Source organism: Pigmentibacter ruber (assembly GCF_009792895.1).
GTDB lineage: Bacteria > Bdellovibrionota_B > Oligoflexia > Silvanigrellales > Silvanigrellaceae > Silvanigrella > Silvanigrella rubra.
The window spans coordinates 61,423-82,268 of the sequence record NZ_WSSC01000003.1; the positions used below are offsets into that span (position 1 = coordinate 61,423).

At 27.1% G+C, this 20,846-nt stretch carries 13 protein-coding genes; 9 read left to right on the forward strand and 4 right to left on the reverse strand.

The genetic code is table 11. From position 1 onward, the window contains the following. Positions 1 to 194 precede the first annotated feature (194 nt). Both GOY08_RS09295 and GOY08_RS09300 read left to right on the forward strand, forming a co-directional pair. A complete protein-coding gene (locus GOY08_RS09295) occupies positions 195 to 3,080 on the forward strand; it encodes a TIM-barrel domain-containing protein (RefSeq protein ID WP_158998636.1) in 2,886 nt (961 codons plus the stop codon). A gap of 91 nt (positions 3,081 to 3,171) precedes the next feature. Next, complete coding sequence (locus tag GOY08_RS09300; RefSeq protein WP_158998637.1) at positions 3,172 to 3,831, forward strand: hypothetical protein; 660 nt, start codon at positions 3,172 to 3,174, stop codon at positions 3,829 to 3,831. A 3-nt stretch (positions 3,832 to 3,834) separates the two neighbouring features. Here the strand turns inward: GOY08_RS09300 and GOY08_RS09305 are convergent, their stop codons facing one another. Further along, complete coding sequence (locus GOY08_RS09305; protein WP_158998638.1) at positions 3,835 to 4,869, reverse strand: 3-oxoacyl-ACP synthase III family protein; 1,035 nt, start codon at positions 4,867 to 4,869, stop codon at positions 3,835 to 3,837. Between the two features lie 175 nt (positions 4,870 to 5,044). On the opposite strand from GOY08_RS09305, the gene GOY08_RS09310 reads away from it, so the two are divergent. Beyond that, positions 5,045 to 6,832 (forward strand): DNA repair protein RecN, encoded by a 1,788-nt coding sequence (locus GOY08_RS09310; RefSeq protein WP_158998639.1) that lies wholly within the window; start codon positions 5,045 to 5,047, stop codon positions 6,830 to 6,832. 127 nt (positions 6,833 to 6,959) lie between these two features. Next, entirely contained in the window at positions 6,960 to 7,481 is a 522-nt protein-coding gene (locus GOY08_RS09315; RefSeq protein ID WP_158998640.1) for a hypothetical protein, read from the forward strand. A gap of 2 nt (positions 7,482 to 7,483) precedes the next feature. Here GOY08_RS09315 and GOY08_RS09320 read toward each other — a convergent pair whose 3' ends face one another. Both GOY08_RS09320 and GOY08_RS09325 read right to left on the reverse strand, forming a co-directional pair. Continuing rightward, positions 7,484 to 8,161: a hypothetical protein gene (locus GOY08_RS09320; RefSeq protein ID WP_158998641.1), complete on the reverse strand. Its 678-nt coding sequence runs from the start codon at positions 8,159 to 8,161 to the stop codon at positions 7,484 to 7,486. Positions 8,162 to 8,618: 457 nt separating this feature from the next. Then, a complete protein-coding gene (locus GOY08_RS09325) occupies positions 8,619 to 9,035 on the reverse strand; it encodes a hypothetical protein (RefSeq protein ID WP_158998642.1) in 417 nt (138 codons plus the stop codon). Between the two features lie 225 nt (positions 9,036 to 9,260). Between GOY08_RS09325 and GOY08_RS09330 the strand changes: the two genes are divergently transcribed. From GOY08_RS09330 to GOY08_RS09340, 3 genes are all read left to right on the forward strand, one after another. Continuing rightward, complete coding sequence (locus GOY08_RS09330) at positions 9,261 to 9,548, forward strand: hypothetical protein (protein ID WP_158998643.1); 288 nt, start codon at positions 9,261 to 9,263, stop codon at positions 9,546 to 9,548. A gap of 400 nt (positions 9,549 to 9,948) precedes the next feature. Beyond that, on the forward strand, positions 9,949 to 10,449 hold the full coding sequence (locus GOY08_RS09335) for a hypothetical protein (RefSeq protein WP_158998644.1): 501 nt from the start codon (positions 9,949 to 9,951) through the stop codon (positions 10,447 to 10,449). 858 nt (positions 10,450 to 11,307) lie between these two features. Then, a complete protein-coding gene (locus GOY08_RS09340) occupies positions 11,308 to 14,163 on the forward strand; it encodes a zinc-dependent metalloprotease (protein WP_158998645.1) in 2,856 nt (951 codons plus the stop codon). Between the two features lie 212 nt (positions 14,164 to 14,375). On the opposite strand, the gene GOY08_RS09345 is transcribed toward GOY08_RS09340, so the two are convergent. Next, on the reverse strand, positions 14,376 to 15,932 hold the full coding sequence (locus tag GOY08_RS09345) for a GAF domain-containing protein (RefSeq protein ID WP_158998646.1): 1,557 nt from the start codon (positions 15,930 to 15,932) through the stop codon (positions 14,376 to 14,378). 2,359 nt (positions 15,933 to 18,291) lie between these two features. Between GOY08_RS09345 and GOY08_RS09350 the strand changes: the two genes are divergently transcribed. Continuing rightward, on the forward strand, positions 18,292 to 18,522 hold the full coding sequence (locus GOY08_RS09350; RefSeq protein WP_158998647.1) for a SemiSWEET family transporter: 231 nt from the start codon (positions 18,292 to 18,294) through the stop codon (positions 18,520 to 18,522). Between the two features lie 710 nt (positions 18,523 to 19,232). After that, entirely contained in the window at positions 19,233 to 20,843 is a 1,611-nt protein-coding gene (locus GOY08_RS09355; protein ID WP_158998648.1) for a phosphoethanolamine transferase, read from the forward strand. The last annotated feature ends 3 nt before the right edge of the window (positions 20,844 to 20,846 follow it).

Below are 20,846 nucleotides of genomic sequence, written 5' to 3' on the forward strand. Positions count from 1 at the left end.
CATTTCCAGAAATATAAACAAATTTAATTTTTTATATATTTTTCATTATAATCCATAATACCTTCATTTAAATTATCAAATATAGATAATAATTAATTATTTTTATATTAATTAGACATTTATTATTGCTTTTTATTTTTTTTCAGGTATTTAAAATGTATATTTAAAAATTAATATCTATAAAAGGATTATTTATGAAAATAAATAACAATAAATTTGTCTTAATAACAAGTTTAACATTTTTTATACTCTCTTTTAACTATAATTTTGCATATGCGCGAAAAAAATTAAATTTAGAAAGCTCATCAACACAATTTTATTCAAATAATAGTTATCTTGTTATTGAAGCTTACTCTGATGATATTATTCATATTGAGATGGGAAAAGGAGACAAAAATAGTATAAAACTACCGATATATACTACCCCTATGATCTCAAATCCAAATATTTTTAAAGGTTCTGAAAAATTCCAAAAAACAAGTAATAGTGTTGAAACTAATAATATAGCAATGAAAATTAATTCTGATCTTTGTATTAGTTTTTACAATAAGAAATTTTCTTATTCCCTTGCAAATATATGTCCGCAAAATTTAGATCAACCAACAAAAGATATATTTATTCAATCAGATCAAAATAAAAATGCTTATGGATTGGGACAATACTTTTACGACCCTAATTATGCAAATGGTGACTGGTTAGGAAGAAAATGGGAACCCGGTGAATTTGGAAATTCATTTATTGGTTTTGCTGGCGGAGCAAATTCAAAAATTCAATTCCCCATACTATACGCTTTAGGAAATGATAAACAAAACTATGCAATATTTATAGATAATCAGTATAAAATGAGTTGGGATTTCACTAATATATCACAATGGAAAGTCTCAATGTGGGGCGACCAAATTCGTTACTTTATTATTGCAGGAAAAAACCTGGAAGAACTTAGACAGAAATATTTAACACTGACTGGTAATCCATTAGTACCACCAAGAAAAATGTTAGGTTTATGGATTAGCGAATATGGATATCATAATTGGGATGAAGTAAATGCAAAACTAGATCATTTGCGGAAAAATAATTTTCCAGTAGATGGATTTGCTTTAGATTTATATTGGTTTGGTGGAACAAAAGGCATGGGAACTGTTTCTTTTGATCCTTATACATTTCCAAATGCTGCGCAAAATTTAAAAAAATACAAAGAGCAAGGCGTAGAATTTATTCCAATTCAAGAGTCTTATATTTCTGAAAGCGCACTTGCTCCTTCTGAAAATAAGACAGATTATTCTGAATTACAACGCCAATGTTTTTTAGTTAGAAAAAATAATACAAATTGTACCCCTGTATATTTTAAAGATACTTGGTGGGGTAGTGGTGGAATGATTGACTGGACAAACCCACAAGCAGCTGACTATTGGTTTGCTAAAAAAGAAGTTCCTTTAATTCAAATGGGTATCAATCAATTTTGGTTGGATTTAAATGAACCAGAAATGTATGACTCAAATGCTTATTACTATGGTTTAAATATAAATGGGGTACTTAAAAATAGACATGCAGATGTTGCAAATTTATATGCATTTAAATGGATAGAAAGCATTTATAGAGGTTACTTAAGAAATCGGAATGATCCAAAATTCCAAATAAGACCAATTTTTATTTCACGTGCAGGCGCTCCAGGAATGCAACGCTTTGGAGCAGGAATGTGGTCAGGCGATATTGGTGCAAATTTAGGTGCAATAAAAGCTCATATTAACAATCAAATGAATGTTTCTTTAAGTGGAATTGATTTTTATTCAGCAGATACAGGTGGCTTTCATAGAAATGCTTTTGACGGAAATGATATTCAAAAACTATACACAATGTGGTTTGCAAATGCTGCTCACTTTGATTTTCCTATTAGACCGCATACATGGATGGGTGAAACTGATAACTCTGAAACAACTCCTTCTTTAATTGGTGATTTTAATTCTAATAAAGAAAATCTATTGCAAAGATATTCATTGTCACCTTATTATTATTCTCTTTTTTACCGGGCTTATTTATATGGAGAAGCCGTTATTCCACCATTAGTATCTGAATTTCAAGATGATTTAATGGCCAGAGCAAATAGCAGTGAAAAAATGATTGGAAAATTTCTTCTTGCAAGTTCTGTTTATCAATATAACGATCCTATTAGAAAAGATATTTATTTACCAGCTGGGCGCTGGCTAAACTATCATACACTTGATGAAGTAACTGCAACTGGTAAAACATTTATTAATTTCCCAACATATATTGATAGTAAATATAAAGTTCCTTTATTTATAAGAGAAGGTGCTATCATCCCTCAGATGTTAGTCGATGATAAAACAATGAATATATCAGGATTAAGAAAAGATTTTTCAAAAAATAATGATTTGATTCTGAAAATATTCCCAAGTGAAAATCCAACAAGTTTTGTTCTTTATGAAGACGATGGGGAAACAGTTGATTATAAATCATCAATTTTTTCCCAAACATTAATTTCACAGAAAAAAAATTCAAATTTAACTAGTATTGTTATTAATCCAACCAAAGGAAGCTATAATGGATTTGTTGCAAATAGAAACATTAATATTGAACTAGCTCTTCCTAGTGAGGAAATAAATTCTGTTTTCTTCGCGAATAATAAAGTACCTGCATGTACGAGTAATAAAAATAATTGCTGGATAAAGTCTTCCAGAAATTCATTCGAAATATTCTTAAGTAACATTCCTAAAAATAATAGAACTGAGCTAACCATATCAACAACAAAAGTAAATGAAAAATACACTCAATATAGTTTTTCTTGCTTAAATGCTCAAACAAATATTGGAGAATCAATTTATGTTCTTGGCAATATTCCAGAGCTTGGGAATTGGAACAGTGACAAAGCTATCAAGTTAAATCCAGTTGATTATCCAAATTGGAATGTTTATCTTCCAAATATCCCATCAAATATAAAAAATATTGAATGGAAATGTCTGAAAAAGAAAGATAATAAAATTTTGCAATGGCAACAAGGATCAAATAACTCTTTTCAATCAACTGATAAAGGATATGGCGGAAGTTTAAGTGCTAATTTTTAAATTTAAATAAACTGATACTTAATAAACACTGGGAAAAATTTTCTTTAACAATATTTTTTTTTATTCGATAGAAGAAAAAATAGGTATAAAAATGAAAATTTTCCTTACTTTTAAATTTATTATTTTTAATTGCACATCATTCTTTTTGATTTCTCAAACAGAAAATCTATATGCTTCTGCTAATAATGAATCTTCCGCTGGTGCATTAGTTGCTTTATTTGAACCAAACTATGGAAAGTTTGGGACGATTGCTACTGGCGCGGGGCAACCTCCTTTCCCACAAAATATGCTGCTTATAGGTGGTGATGCCACTTTTATGCGTAAGGGTTTTTTCACTGGTGGCAGAGTAATGTATGGCAGCACAACAACGAGCAGTGTTAGTACTTCAGCCAGTACATATGAAATTACAAATTTTGGAGTGAAATCGGGTTATGGTATTGATTTATCCATAGTCGATTTTAAATTAGGCTCTTTTTTTGGAATTGGGAATTTAAATTACTCAACAATTAATAGTTCACAAAGTGGTATTATAAATGTGGATTACCTTTTTATTGAACCATTTTTAATGTTGGGAGTATCTGGAGGTAGGAGCTTTAAAGCAAGTTTAGGAGGAGGTTATCACTATACTTTTCCATACAAAGTAACAACATATGGTGCTACTTTATTATCAGATCCTTCTCAAGCCACAATTTCAGGTATAATGATCACCTTTTTAATTAGTTTTGGTGATTTTAGTGGTGGAGGAAAATAATTTTTACAGTCTTATAAGACTTCCACCCCAAGTAAATCCTGCTCCAAAGGCAACTGTAAGAATAAGATCACCTTTTTTAATTCGGCCTTCTTCTAAAGCTTCATTAATACAAATAGGAATTGTAGCAGATGTTGTGTTTCCATACTTATGAATATTATTAAACACTTTACCTTCTGATAAACCCATTTTTTCTCTTACCATTTCACTAATTCGAAGATTAGCTTGATGAGGAATTAAACAAGCAATATCATTTGCGGAAATTTTATTTCTTTCCATTAAAGTTTCAGCAACTTCACACATTCTATTAACAGCATGTTTGAAAACTACTCGACCATCCATTTTAGGGTGCCAATCACCATTTTCATAGGTTTCAGGACTTAAAAATCCACGGGTTGCTGTACCAGGTGTTCTCAATAAAAGCATTTCAGCTCCTACACCATCACTTCCTAATATAGTATCAATCACACCTGACGATTGGTTTGAAGCCTGAGGAATTTCTTCTTGTGAACATTCTTTTGCTTCACATATGATAGCCGCTGCACCATCCCCAAAAAGGACTGCTACATTACGTCCATTAGTAGTCAAATCAAGCAATTTACTTTGCACATCTGAGAAAACTAAGAGTATTCTTTTGTACTGACCGCTTTTTAGCATAGCATCAGCAAGTTGCGTTGAATAAACAAAGGCACTGCATTGAACTCGGATATCAATGGCAGGAATAGTAGGAAAGCCTAGTTTGTGCTGAACAATAGGAGCAATTCCAGGAAAATAATAGTCTGGTGATAACGTCGAAGCTATAATATAATCAAAATCAGTGGGTTTTAAATTAGATTCTGCTAAAACTTTTTTAACGGCTTCTATAGCAAGATCAGAAGTCGCAATAGGTTCTTCAACAAATCTACGTTCTTTAATTCCAGATCTCTCAGTTATCCAAGCATCGTTTGTATCCATTAATTTACTTAAATCATTATTAGTAACTCTTCCCGGGGGAAGATAGCGAGAAAAATGGGTCATCACTGTCTTAAAATATTTTGCCATGTTTATACTCTCCTCTAGCAACCATGACTTAGGAATTAGAAGTCCTAACCTAGGAAGCTTATCATGGCAAATTTAATTAGAAGCGCAAGAAATAATTATATTCTGACATGAAATCTTAGATATTAATATTAGGCTTTTTAGTCTTTTAGGGATAATTTATAAACTAGGAAAACATATGTTAAAGCAGTTACATATCCAAAATTTAGCCATTGCTGAAAATATTGCTGTTAACTTCAAGAATAGCTTAAATGTTATTACAGGTGAAACAGGTGCTGGAAAATCATTGCTTGTCGATGCAATGAGCCTTTTACGCGGTGCTAGAGTCGATACACATCTTATCCGAACTGGTGAAGAAAGTGCTTTAATTACAGGTATTTTTTCTCCACAAAAAAATAAATTAGCAATATTTAATCTATTAGAAGAGCATGGCATTCCTTTATTTTCAGACGATCCAGAAGAAATTATTATTAAAAGATACATTCAGCGCAATGGTAAACACAAATCAACTGTGAATGAAACACTTGTAAGTTCCAAAATTTTACAAAATATTGCTGCTGAACTTATTGACATAAGTAGCCAATTTGAAAATCAAAAACTTCTAGATACAGAATCGCATACCTATTACTTAGATGAAATTGCCAATAACCTTGACGTATATAAAAACTATCTTTCTGTTTATCTTCTTGCCCATGAAAAAATTAAAACTATTAAATCTTTAATCCATGAACAAAATCTTTTAAAAAGAGAAAAAAACTTATATGAATTTGAATTGTCACAAATAAACAACGCAAATATTAATCCTGCTGAATTCAAAGAACTTGATGATATTATTGCAACAGGAAAAAAATCTGCGGTAATTAAAAAAAATTGCTATGAAGTAATTTCAAATTTAAGTCAAAATGATCCAAGCTGTATTGATATTTTAAAAATATCTAAAAAAACAATTGAAAAGATTTATAGACACAGTTCAAATAACGATTTTGCAAACTACTTAGAACAGATTGATGCTATCATTTCTTTAGTCGAAGAATTTTCACATAAGTTAGAAGTAACTTCAGAAAAATATACAATTGAAGAAAGTAATTTGAATCATGCTATTGAAAGAATGGATACTTATAATAAAATACTCCAAAAATTTGGACCTACAATTGAAGATGCTTTAATATATAAAAATAAATGCGAAGATTTTTTAAACAAAACTCTAACAATTGATTTAGAAATTGAGGCAGAAATATTTCAATGTGAAGAGGCGATTAAAAAATCTATAAATTTTGCTGAAATTTTATCAAAAAATAGGAAAAATAAATTATCATTACTCACTCATTCTATAGAAAAAGAATTAAGTGAATTAGGTATGGAGAAATCTAAATTTATCTGTGAATTAAAAGAAAATAATAAAATAAATGATTTTCAAGAATTATTTGCATTTATTGAAAAGCAAACATTTAAAGAACTTATTACTAAATTTCAACAACTTTCCAAATTTGGATTTGAAAAAGCACAATTCTTATTATCTACTAATGTAGGTATAGAAGCACAGCCAATTGATAAAGTAGCAAGTGGTGGCGAACTTTCTCGCATTATGCTTGCCATTAAAAATATATTATTTGGAAATAACTCAATGAGTGTATTTGTTTTTGATGAAATTGATACTGGAATAAGTGGAAATATAGCTGCAAAAGTTGGAAAAAAGTTACTCGAATTTTGTCGTGGTTGTAATGAAAATATGAACAGACAAGCTATTTGTATAACCCATTTACCACAAGTTGCTTGTTTTGCACAAAATCACTTTGTTGTTACTAAAGAATTTACAAATAATAGAACTTCTACAAAAATATTTGAAGCAAGTGAAGAAGAAAAATTAAAAGAAATTGCTATCCTTCTTTCTGGCGAGGAAGTAAGTGCAGAAAGCATTGCACAAGCAAAAGTCCTTGTTCAAGAAGCACAAAGAAATCTTCATTAAAATAAATTTAAGAAATAAATTACTCCAAAAAAAACTAAAATATTTTTCTTGCATATGCTTGATGTTTTGATATTGTATAAGACAAATTATAAAAAATCAAATAACACATTCATAAAAGAGAATAAACATGAAATATATTTCAATTATAACAGCAATTTTATTTTGCAATTTATCTTTCGCATCTATAAATTTAGAAATAGAAAATAAAACTAATGAATCAATAACTTTTAGTACAAAAAAAGATTACATTAGAAGTGATAAGGAATCATACTATAAAGTAAATAATTTAGATCCAAATGAAATGTTAGAATTGCCAAAATCAAAACATTTTATTTATAAAAATTACATTGTCGACATCAGAGATATTCAAATTCCATGTGCATGGATTAATATTTTAGGTCATACAAAAGAGCAGGGTAGGGGACTTGAAATATATATTAATTATCAAAAAATAGGTACAATTTGCGCTAATAAAACAAATATATTAACAACTAAACCAAAAGCTAGAATTACAATTTATAAAGATTATGCCCAAAACACAATCTTCCAATTCAGTAATATTGGCTGGTGGCCAAATGAAAGTATTTTTCCTTCAAGCATAAGTATTAATTTAACTTACAGTGTTTTAGAATTATTTGCAGAACATTAAACTTATGGTTTTCCTTCATTCATCTTTTTCCTAGCAATTCTTAAAAGAGCCGCACGTTCATTTGCTAACCAACTGCCATCGATGGAGGGCTTAAAGTAAACAGTTTCAGTTTCTTTTTTCTCTTCCTTCTTTTCAACTATAGGTTGTTGATTTTTTACTTTAACGCTATCATCTTTTACTTTTTTAGGTTCATCTTTAATTTTTGGAGTTTCATCTTTCTTTTTGGTTGTTTCTCCTTTCGCCTTTGCAGTGTCTTCTCTGGCCTTTCTTAACAATAAAGCACGTTCATTTGCTAACCAACTGCCATCAATGGAGGGCTTAAATAAATCCCAGCGTTTCGTTCTTTTTAATGCTTTTTCTATCGTGTAAACTTCATTTTCAAAAAAACTGCCATTATCATAATAAGAATTTATTACAACACTGTTACCTTCAAAGTTATCTTGAAAATATGCATTGATGCGAAAAATTGTTTGATTATCATTTTTTAAATTTAAAATACATACAGTTTTTTCACAGTGAATAACTGCTTCATTAATTGTATTATATTTTTCTTTATTTTCTTCTAAATATTTCATAAAAAATAATTTATAATTTTCTGGCAAATATTCCTTATTTTGGTTAGCAAATAAAACATTTTGGAAAAATACAAATAGAAAAAATGCTGGAATTCTGATTTTCATTACACCCTCCTTGGTTGTTTGGATTGAATTCTATTTTTATATTTAGTATAATGAAATTACAAGGTAATATTTGGTTTGAGGGTTGATAAGGCGGGTGTTACTTTATAGAAAATAATTAAGGGAATTAAGTATTTAGTGGGATACGTTCTTTTTTATTAAATAAAATTTACTCTAGTCTAAGTTATAAAACTGAAATTCGCTAATTTTAACTCACTAGCTAAAAGAAAAATTTAAAAAATAAATGGGAGAGAAACATTTATTTAACTTTCTCAAGTATATTTTCCTTTAAATTAAAAATTAATTAATGTCGACTTAATTTGCTTCTCTCAACTATTTGCATGAGAACCTTTTGCTTTCTAACAAGGTATAAAAAACAATCATCAATATTATTATAAATACTGATGATTGTTTTTTAAATTAAAAATCTGAGAATGATAATCTTTTTAACGTTTTATAATTAACAATCTGTTACAGTATTAGAAGCCCAAATTGGATGCCATGTACCTTCTTTGTAAATCACAAGATTTCCATCATTTTGAAGAATTAGCCATGCGCTAGGACTCCATGAAGTGCCGCTAGCCCAAGTTGCTTGGGAATGATGATTGTAAAGAACAAAGTTACCATCATGCTGCATTATGGCTCTGACAGTACCTGAATGCATTGTATTGGTTGCCCATGTTGGATGATTATCTCTATTTCTATAAATTACAAGGTTTCCATCTCTTTGCAATATTAGACGAAAACATTGATTTGCAGATTCAATTTCTTCATCAACTCTTAGGGTTTGGCCACTATACATAGTATCTACGGCAGATGCTAAACCAGTTGTAAGTGCAGAAGCAGACATCACTGTAAGTATTAATTTACTCAGCATTTATTTTCCTTTCATAATAAATATGAAGATAATTTAATTAAGGTCTGATTTTAATAATTTTACATTTTGATAGTCAAATGAGTTAGAATCAATAATTTGACGTATTTTGTGTAGTTTTATATATAAAATTAAAGTAATTATTTATTTTTTATTTATCTAAATTTTATTAAAAATATTTTTTGTTAAAAATAATTTTTTCAGATCAATTGCAAAAAAAGAATCGATATGAGAAGTAAAGCTGGCAATTGCCTTCTTGATCCCCCGGATAAGTTTCCTTATACGATGAAAAATGGAATTTCAAAAAATGTTCCTTCCACAACAAAAGCTGGAAATTTTCAAGCCCCATTATTTACCAATAATTCATTTATTTATTGCAGAAAACAAGAATTTTTAGCTTTAAATATAGCTTTTAATTTCTTCGCTTATTCTTTTAAATACATAGATAATATCGAAAGTAAATCAAAAAAATCATACTTCTTAAAAATTTCGATATTTAGGGCTAAAACCAAATGAAAGTTAATATTAAAGATAAATAATCGTAACAAATAATTAAGAATTTGTATTGTTTTTTAATTTTAAAATTATTTATGAATAAATAATTTTATTAATTATTTTTATTTTTAATAAAATAATATATATTTTCATACATTATATTATTTTAATTAATATTTTTATATTTTATTTTTAAACACAAGTGTTATAATTAAAAAACGGTGTTTAATTTGAAAATTATATTTTTTGTGATATCAGTCGAAAGCTTCTAGGTTTAGAAAGTATTTTTTAAAAGTAAAAGCAATATATTTTTTGGATTGAACCTATTTAATTTATTGTCATAATGAAAAAATACTTATAATCTTTACTAAAAAAGTAAAATTTAAAACTTATATGTATTTTTTCTTATAAAGGGAAATGAATGAAACTTAAATTATTGAATGCAACTGCTCTTTTATCTGCTTTTTTTACTCCAGTTATAGCAAATGCAGAACTTTCAAAATGCTCCGAAGATTGGATAAATTCTTGTTTAAATACATCAGATAGTTTAATAGGCTCAAATGCTTCAGGAAGTAATTATGATAGAAATTATCAAACACACCAAATGATGTGTCGAGGAAGTTTTAAAGATAGGGAGAGTATGGAAAAAATTTTTCAATCCTTAGATAAAATTTGTATTGAAATTTGTAGAGGCACTCCTACAAACGAAACAATTTCCATTAAACGGAATGGTCCTGCAACTGGAGGACATTCCTGTTATGTGAACCAAAAACTAAATATGTTTAGTGCATTTAAATTAAATCAAATTCAAATTGATAAATTAATTGAAGACAAAAGAATTGAAGCTGATAAACTTTTTAGAGTAGACAATCAATCGGATTCTTTTATTTATATTAATCCAAAGGGATCTTGGTTGTATTAAAGATTTAAATTCTTTTCTATATTCTTCCTACGCTCCCAAGAATTTTTCATCATAAATAAGTTGAAAAGTTGTGATAACGATTTTTTTATTGTTAAAGGTGTTACCAATTTTAATCAATACTCCATTATTATCTTGATAACCAAATCTATTTTCAAAAAATCTTGTGTTTCATTCATTAATCAGATCTTCTATTTCTTTTTTATAATTTTCTAATCTTTTTTTGCTATATATTTAAATATATTCTTATTTTATAATCTTGTAAAAGTAATCATCCTAATTTTTAAAAAATGTAAATAAGAATATAAATTTTATAATTGATATGAAATAAATATATAACCTTAAATAAAAATGAACTCTCTAAATATAATACAAAAAACGTAACTCATAGGAATTTTAATGAATATATGCTAGACTATATTGTAAAAGGAAAAATTATATTTTAAAAACCGCGATTTCAAATATTTTGCAAATTTATATAGCATAATAACTCATAGTTAACTATCCATATTTACATCTTAGTTAAGCATAATAAGTGCTGGCTATACGAATAATTGACAGAGTTAAGAGGAATGAGACAATGAACCCCCATATTTTCTATAAAACGAAGTAGATAAATTATTTTCTTCATTAGCATAATGGTATTAGTATTTAGACAAATATTTTTATTTAATCAGAAAAAATTTTGACTATTTTGTAATTATTTTATAAAATGACGAAACCACTGATCATTATTATGAGTGGTTCTTAATAAAATTTTATTAGTATCTAATTTTAAGCGCTTAATCTCTTATATTCTTTTTGTGAAAATTTTTAGTAATTAAATTAAATAAAATAATAGCATTTATAAAGGTCATAAATATGCTTAAATCAGTTATAAAATATTTAGCCATCATTTTATTTATTGTTGTTTCAATTGTAGCATGCAATAAAAAAAAGCAAGAAAATATTCCTAATTCTCGTTTAGCAGATGAGAATATACGTTCATCATTCAGTATCACCCCTTCACAGGTAAATTCAGAGTCATCTGCTCAAAACCTGAAATTACCTTTGTTAAATTCTTCTGATAACCAATTTATTTCTGTTAATAATACTTCTTTGATTGTCTTAAAAAAGTCTGCACTAGGAAAAGCTTTTTTTCTTTCTTTAGTTTTATTACCTGCAGAAAATGCTCCCATCTTTCAACATTTACTTCCCAAAGTTGTTTCTTTTGAAATGAATGGTGAAGATCTTGCTCTTTTTGAGTTGAATACCTATGCGCTATATAATGAGCTTCCAAGCACAAAATTATTACAAACATTTAAAATAAAACAAAATAACGAAGACTCTATTACTTTTAGTTGGGATCAGGGTCTTAGCACAATTCCGAGCAAAGGGAGTATTTGGATTTCTGATCTGCCATCTTCCCTAGAGCAATTAATATCAGAAGAGGAAATAGTACTTCCAACAGTGGCTACATTTTTGAAAAGTGCTATTTTTGTAGAAGACCGTCTTGAATTGGAACAAATCTCTCGAGTACGAACTCCTTCTCATTCGGCAACTAATGGCATTAGTGACTCTTATACCGGAAACACTGATAACCATATCACTGTCCAATTACGAGCGACTCTCACTCCTTATCGACCAAATTCAAATTTTACTTCTCGCAACAGTGCTTTGAAAGATGGTATCGGATTTTTTGAAATTGCACAGACAAGAAAAAATGAAGGGGGAATGGATATTCTTGCTTCTCGATGGGATATCTCACAGGAAGCTGGCTTTCTTACCTATTCAATTACCAAAAATGCCCCCGCAGAATTAATACAAGCCATTACAGAGGGTGTATTATACTGGAATAAGTACTTCGGTAGGGAAGTGATTAAAGTTGAAACAGGAGCTGACCCCTTAAAAAAACCACGCCCAAGGGAATTATTAATTTATTGGATTCCATGGAAATATGCGAATTTTGCCTCAGCTTCTATTCAGCCCGATCCTATTACTGGTGAAATAAAAGGCGGCTCCATTTTTTTACCAGATACTTTTGCTTTTCAGAGTCCTGTTTTAGTTAGAAAAAATCTTCAGCGCCAAACAACAAAAGCACAAAATTATTTTAACATTTTTCCATCTGGGTTTAAGTTCTCTTCACTATGTGATCATCCTGTTTCACTTGATTTTAGTACTAACCTTTCATATGCGATAAAAGATGATCCTGAAATTATATTAAAAGCTAGAAAAGATTATATTCGAAATATCGTTGCGCATGAGGTAGGACACACCTTAGGTTTAAGACATAATTTTGCTGGGAGTGTAGCTTCAGAATTGAATTCTGTTACAGATCATCACGTTAAATGGAAAGAATATTTAGGCGATATCAACCATCCAGGAGCAGTTGTTTCTTCTACAGTTATGGATTATTTAATGTATAAAGATAATTTTTTATCGGGAGCTGCAATTCTAAAAAGAACTTTAGCATATGATCAAGCAGCAATTGCTTGGGGATATTTAAATAATACGACAACAAAAAATACTCAATCTACCCCTTTATTTTGCACTGATATCAAACGAATGTATACAAACACTTTAGGATGTAAGGATGATGATTCTGGAAAAAATCCTTTTGCTGGTTGGGTTCAAGAAATGTCTTTGCACCGTTTGGAACTTGCACAAGAAATTATAGATAGTATTATCCTCTCTATTAGACCAGATAATCAGAAAGATAAATTATCAGTCAAAGAAGCTGTTATATCTTTAAATCCCAACTCAATATCAAACTTTCTTACTAAGCCTGCACAAGAGATTTTCAAATTATTAAGCAATGAAGGTCGATCTTTAGATGTAGATAAAGATTTAGGAGAATTAAATTGGTTAAATGAAGATTTATATAAAACTAAAACTCAACAGTTAATGTCAACAGCACTTGATGAAGTAAATGGAATACCCGGAATATTAATGTCTTCCTATGGGCTGGATTATTCATGGAACATTCAAAAAGGATGGTTAGTAAAGAATATTCATGATAAGTTAAATACTGAGTCAATTAGAAAAGGAAGAACAATAAATGGTTTAAATTATGATCTTAGTGATGAAGAAATTAATGATCTAAAAAAATATGTGCCTATGCTAGCTGTAAAACTAGAAGAAACTTATTTACGCGATCTTTTACTTTCTCTTACTGGAGTTAAACCTCCCTTCGAAAACTACAAAAAAAAGTTTAAACAACCAGATAGCAACCCTTCATTTCTATTTACTCCTAAAAAAGATGATGTTTTTTACGCTGATAATATTGTAAAAGAAGAATGGAAAAGCGCATTAGAAAAGATTTCAGAACAAATTATCACTGATGTTAATGGTAATTTAAATGGAAGTATAGAAGGAAAAGAAATTACTGTTCCAAAACCTAAATTTATTATAGATACTCGCTTAGCTGCTGCGCGTTTATTTTCCAATAAAATTTTTAATAAAGAAGATTGGCTAAGTGATACGCAATCAAAAGTTTTGGCAACCATTGAAAATCGCGTTTTACAAGTTATTGGAAAAGAAACTGAACAGCTAAAAATTACTTCTCCTACCCAATCAAATCAACAATCAATAATAATAGCATTACTAAACCAAAAATTTTCTTCTATACCTAGCATAAAAGGAAAAAAGCTTTCTCCCGAATTAAAAGAATGGATGTTAGATGAACTAGCAGTTCTTACTGCCCTAAAAGAATTAGATTTAGATAATATGGGATATTAAATGCTACATTTTGGCAAATATCTTTTAGTACTTCAAAAAGTCATGCTAAAAAAATCTTAATTATAAAATTTTATTTAATTAAATACATTTAACGATTTTTTTTAAAACCTTGTTCCAAAACATTATTAATACTTTTTAATAAATAAACAATTATTCATTCTTAATATTTATAATAGCCACTCTTTTTTAAATTCATTATATTTAACATTAGTTTAATTTATAATTTCATAAAATTTAACTTCTTTATTCATTTGAACATGATTTAGAAAATTGGAACGAGATAAAATTAGTTGATTATGAAGTTGGAGAGCAGTTTCATAATCCTTCATTGTCCACTGTTTACATTTATGTCTTACATCTTGTAACCATGTATTAAATGATTTTCTAGATTTTAATATCTTTTCTTCGTAAGAGAAAAGGTCTAGCTCATCGGGGTTTGTATTCCACTTAATAGTCTGACATTCTTCTTTTCGTATTAAAACTATAAAATTTGATAAATCATTACTTAAATTTATAACAAGAACTCCCGCTCCAATTGACTTTGACCATTTATAAAAAATAGGGTTAAATGTAACTAATCTATCAAATACGTATATTTTTCTTATTTTATATTCCTTTAATTTTTTCAATAATTCCTCCACAAATTCATCTGGAATCATAGAATTAGTCTCAGTTTTATTATTAAATCTATAGAATAATAAATGTGAGTTAAAAATTTCTTTTAATATTTCAAAACTTTTATTAGGCATTTTTTCAAAATTACATTGAGATTTTTCATATGAAAAAACAAAATCATCGATAGTTGACTTATATTCTACTTGTACTTTTTTTATAATATTATTTCTAAGTTGTTTTATTTTAATAGAAATAACATCAACTAAAGTTTGAATTTTAGGTAATATTTCAATTGGAGTATAATTTTTATTTCTAGAATGCCCTCCAATTAATCCTTTTAGCTTTCCATCAATAACAATTGAAAATGAAATCGCTGATTTTAGACTCATATTTCTTAAATAATCTAAATGTATAGAAGATACATCTCTAAAAACAGAATATGTAAGATCGATTTTACTGCTACAACCTTTAATTGGTGTTGGAATATAATCAACATTATTAATTATTCTAAAAGTATTTTTTACATATAGTTCTCTAACTGAATCAGGAAGAATAGTGGCAGGATAATAATGATTCAAAATACTTTCTAGACCATTTGAAAAATAATTTGCCTTTATTACACCATTGTTATTTTGTAAAAATTCACAAAAATATGTCCTTTCAAATCCTGTCAATTCTGAAATATACTTGCACAAATTACTGCTTAAAATATTTATACTATCTTTAGATTCAGTTAAGTAATGAAGGATTTGTTGGTAATTTATTTCATCAAAATAATAATTTATTTTATCAAAATTAATTTGGAATTCAACACATAAAGTCGCTCCTGAAAAAAACATAAAAGAGGGTACATTCACCAAATAATTTTTTAAAAAAATTTCTAAATTTGCAAGAATCCTTGACTTAATATTATATGGTTTAAAATTATAGGAAAAATTTGATATTTTTTTTATTGATCGTTGACTAAAAACGTTCTCTATATCATTATTAAAAATATCATATCCGAATAAATCATAATAATTTTCAGATGCAAATATTATTTTGGCTTCCTCTAAATTTATACCTATTAATACTGAATCTGATTGAAATTTATTAGTCAAATTAACTTCTAGTTTTTCATAATATTCATAATTACTTTTAATAACGATACTCATAAACTAATCTCTCTTTACGATAGCAAACTTAATTAACTAATTTTAAATTAATGTTAATTATTTATATATATGTTTTTTGTTGAAATGCTTATTTATCTAAATATATATTTAGAGTTATTTATTTTTTTAATTCTTTATGTTAATTCAGAAATAGTATAAGAAATATATTTGATCCATAAAATAACCAGTTTTTACTTTAGAAATATTGCCTCATGATTAATAGCGCCATAAATATCACTACTTTAGATAGATTATCCTATCATTCAAGTTTCTTTATCATAAAATTAAAATTTTAACAAACATTTATCATAAAATTTGTTACCTAAATTTAAAACTTTGAATTTATTAATATTAATACTAAAAGTAGCTTCACTTAAGATGCTTCTAGTGAGAAAATTAATATTAGTATAAGGTACCAGAAATTTTTTAGGAGGTATTTCTATGTTGGCTGTTAAATCTTATAATTATTACTTGCATTCAGAATGAGCATATTTTAAAACAATTTTACAATACTTTTACAATCATATAAATATAAATAAATATTCTAATTTAAATGTTATTGTAACAAGAAAAGTATAATAATAATTAAAATTTATATAACACTTTTTTATTCAATGAAAGTTATTAATTAAAAATAATAATATTAGTACAAAATAGATAGAGTAATATAAGATTAAATATAAAATAAGATTAAGTATAATATTGACAGCCCCCCATCCTTAAAAAATTTCCTGACGTAGATTTTTTAAGGATGGGAATGCCCTAGATGCAGAAGAAAAACTTGCTAGAATTTTTCTTCGCACGCGTTGACTTATCGTGCACGATAGGGAGCATGTTCTAATATCCATTGAATATGTTCATATTCTCATTTACAACACGATCATGGATCGCATTGCATCTTTTATATGTTCATGTTCTTCCTGCAAGCTCAATCCGCGGTAGTATTTCACTATAGTTTGACCTCATCCGAGTAAGATTAATTTCTGAAATTTCTGTGTATAATGAAGCAGCTCTAACGGCTTTTTTGGCAACGAATGATATTTTTACTAGTTTTTTGCATTTTTGTGCAAAATTTTAGCATCTTTTTAAATATCGAAGTTTTTTTTATAGCATTTTTTTAGTCGAGTCTGTTACTATTTTCACAATCTAAATATGTTGTAAGAGTTTTAATCCCAATATCTAAGCCAATTTATTTACATTCATCCCTTTAAATTCGAATTAATTCAATGGCAAATACAATATTTAAATACCAATGACCACTCTTATTTTGACAAATTAAATTTATTTTTATTTTTGCGTCTTCTGGCATTACTCTTGAATTCCAAAAAATAAAATTCATTCTTATTATAGGATATTTTTCCATTATGAATTTTAATTGCTGTTGCTTTAACTGTTATCAATCCTAAAGATTTTCCAACGCCAACGCAATAATTTTTGAAATTGCTCCCTATGTGTTAAATACTCTTAAGAAATAGTCTGAAGTGCTTGAGAATAGAGCCCCAGTTCTTTCAAACTTTCCACAACTAATCCAGCAATTTCTTAAGATGAAATAAAATACGGAACAGAAATTTTTCATCTGATTTATTATTATGTATTAACTTAACATACTTATTTTTAAGTGCTTCTTGTTGAGTTTACTCGCCTTGTGAGGTTTGCAATTCAATTTTGCATCGTTTGGTGCCACGTTTTTTTCAGCTCACTTCTATTTTCGACTTTGGACGTCGGGGCTTTGTTTTCATTTCTGATAAAACAGATTCTATATCTCAAAATTCAGGAAAAATTTTATAAATAACAAAAACTCTCTTTTTTATTTATAATAGTACTTGACTTCATTATTAAATAAAAGTTACTTTTATTTTCTATATTCTTTAAGTAAAGATAAAAAATTCTGGAAAAATAATGCGATTTTTAATTTGTATTTCTAATGAATTTTCTATTTTTTTCAAAAATTTCTTGAAACTAAATAATTTTCTCATTAATCAGGATTTTTTAATCAATTTAACTTAAAAAAATAAGTACTTGAGTATTTACAATTAAATGAATGTCAAAAATATTGTTAATTAAATGTTTTTTTAGGTTTAGATAAAGTGTTTTAAAATACTACATATAATTTTAATTGATAATCAAAATAGATAGCCTTGGAATGATTGTGTATTTAAGCAAATGTCGTTGATTTACTAAAGTAAGATGGTGCTCAACAACATTTCAAATTTGGAAAACTCTGTTTACAAACTGTATAAAATATTTGTATATTATAATTGATAAATAAATATAGGATTATTTATCAATTATATAATAAATCTCATAAATCATCACTTCTGGTTGTAAAATATTGAATAAAAAAAATTTTGAAAAATTCATGATTTTGATAAGTATTATTGGTAATTTTGCATTTTATGTTCAAGCTTTTAAAACTTATTATTACAAAGATGCTTCTTCTCTTTCATTTTTATCTTATTTAATTAGTTTTGTTACTATCACGTTATGGTTATCTTATGGCATATATATCAAAAATACTCCATTGATTGTAGGAAATATTTTAGGATTTATTGGATCATTAATTATATTAATAGGAATTTTAATTTTCTAATTTTTTACATCGATTTTTTAAAAAAATATTTCTTCGCTCATATCCATTATCGTAAGGAATTGGAAAATAAATGAATATCGACCTAAAATAAGACTTGAGCTGAATTTAACCAATAGTTCTTGCACCTGAGCATCAACATAGTAAATGATCTTGATACTATTTAAACCCAAAAATAAAAATATTCTGAAATATCAATATAAGTCTTAAGTACTCTAAAGTAATTCAATTATTAAATATAAATGAATCTAATTTCCTTTAAAATTCTTCTATTTTCTCAAATTCAAATAAACAACATTATATTTATTTAATTTTACCTGCAATCTTCTTTACTCCTAATCGTAATTTTTAATTTAGAGATTAAAAATAAAAAAAATGCAATCTATTTTATTACATTTAAAATTTAGGGCATTAAAAATAATTCAATTCCAACAATAGCTCACCATTTTTTATCCATAATATATTTTAAGTTATCTAAATAAAAAAATTTTACTATCCAATTGATTTCAAAATCATTTTTTTTAGATAGCACTGTTGATATTTCTAATTTTATTTAATAATATAAATTAATTAAAACCACTGATAGTGGGTACTAAAGTAGACAAAATAAAAAAGTTCATCTTTTATATTGCAGTAAAATGCTTCATTTATTTACTACAGTACCCCTATTAATAACAAAAATAATTGATGCAATTATTTTATGAGAGCTAAATATGAAAATATCAATTCTTAAGTTTTGCATTCTATTTGCTTTCTATTTTCTTTTCGTTCTAAATTTTCCACTAATCACTGGATACTTAGAAATAGAGAAATTAATACATATTAAAGACTACTTAGAATTTATATTAGTATTATTTAATATTTTTTTAGTAATATTTTTAGCATTATACTTGATATTTTTTCCTTATTTGACAAAAACTATTTTAATTATTTTACTTTTTCTATCATCATTGAGTTATTATGCAATCAGTAATTATAATGTTGATTTAAACAATGCAGATTTGCTAAGAGGTTTTTTTTCTACAACATTTGTAGAAGCATCCTCCTTCCTCACATTGAAAATTTTTATAACATTTTTATTGACTTTCATTATTCCTTCAATATTTGTTATTTCTTTTAAAATTATTTATCCTAAAATAAATCATTTTATTCTCCAAAAAATTATTTTATGTATTATTATAATTTGTTTTTCTCTAATTACATTATTAAATCATCAAATTTACGCATCTTTTGCTGCACAAACAAAAACTTCTGATATGATAGCTAAAAATTTTATTCCTCTAAATTATTTGCATGGACTAAAAAGACTAATAAAAACCTCTATTAAAAAAAATAATAAAGAAAATTTTATTACTTATATTTCGAGCAGAACTAATTTATTAAAAAATGAAAATAAAAAAACAATTTTTATTTTCATTTTAGGGGAATCTGCAAGAGCAAAAAATTTTTCTCTCAATGGTTATAGTAGAGAAACAAACCCACTTTTAAAAACACAAAACATATTTAACTTTAATAATTTTTATTCATGTGGAACAATTACAAATATTTCATTGCCTTGTATGTTTTCTAGCTACAGTAGAAAAGAATATTCTTTAGATAAATATGACAATACTGAAAACTTACTAGAAACAGTTGCAAAAAATGACTTTAAAGTTGAATGGTATGATAATGGAATGGGAAGTCAAGGGGTAACAAGAAATGTAAAAGAAACTATTTTGGGAGATTTTTATTCCTCAAACTATGATGATGTCTTATTGAAAGCATTGCCATCAAAACAAAAATTAGAGAGCGAAAAAAAAGATTTATTTATTGTTTTGCATCAAAGAGGAAGTCATGGACCAGATTATAACAACCGCTATCCGAAAGAATTTCAAAAATTTTTGCCTGTATGTAACAATGTTACATTAAAATCTTGCTCCACTGAATCAATCATTAATAGCTATGATAATTCAATTTTATATACAGATTATATCATTAACTATACAATTTCTTATTTAAAAGAATTAGGTAATGAATCTTATCAAACTACAATGCTGTATACTTCTGATCACGGTGAGTCTCTTGGTGAATATGGTTTATATATGCATGGAGAACCTTATTTTGTAGCACCAGTTGACCAAAAACATATCCCATTTATCATATGGCTTTCTGATTCAATGAAGCAAAGAAAAAAACTAGATGAAAAGTGTTTAAAAGATAGACTAAAAAATTCATTTTCTCATGATAATATTTATCATACTATATTAGACTTTTTAGAAATAAAGTCATCTTCATTTAAATCTGATTTGAGCATTTTAACCAATTGTGCAACATCAGTTTCATAATAA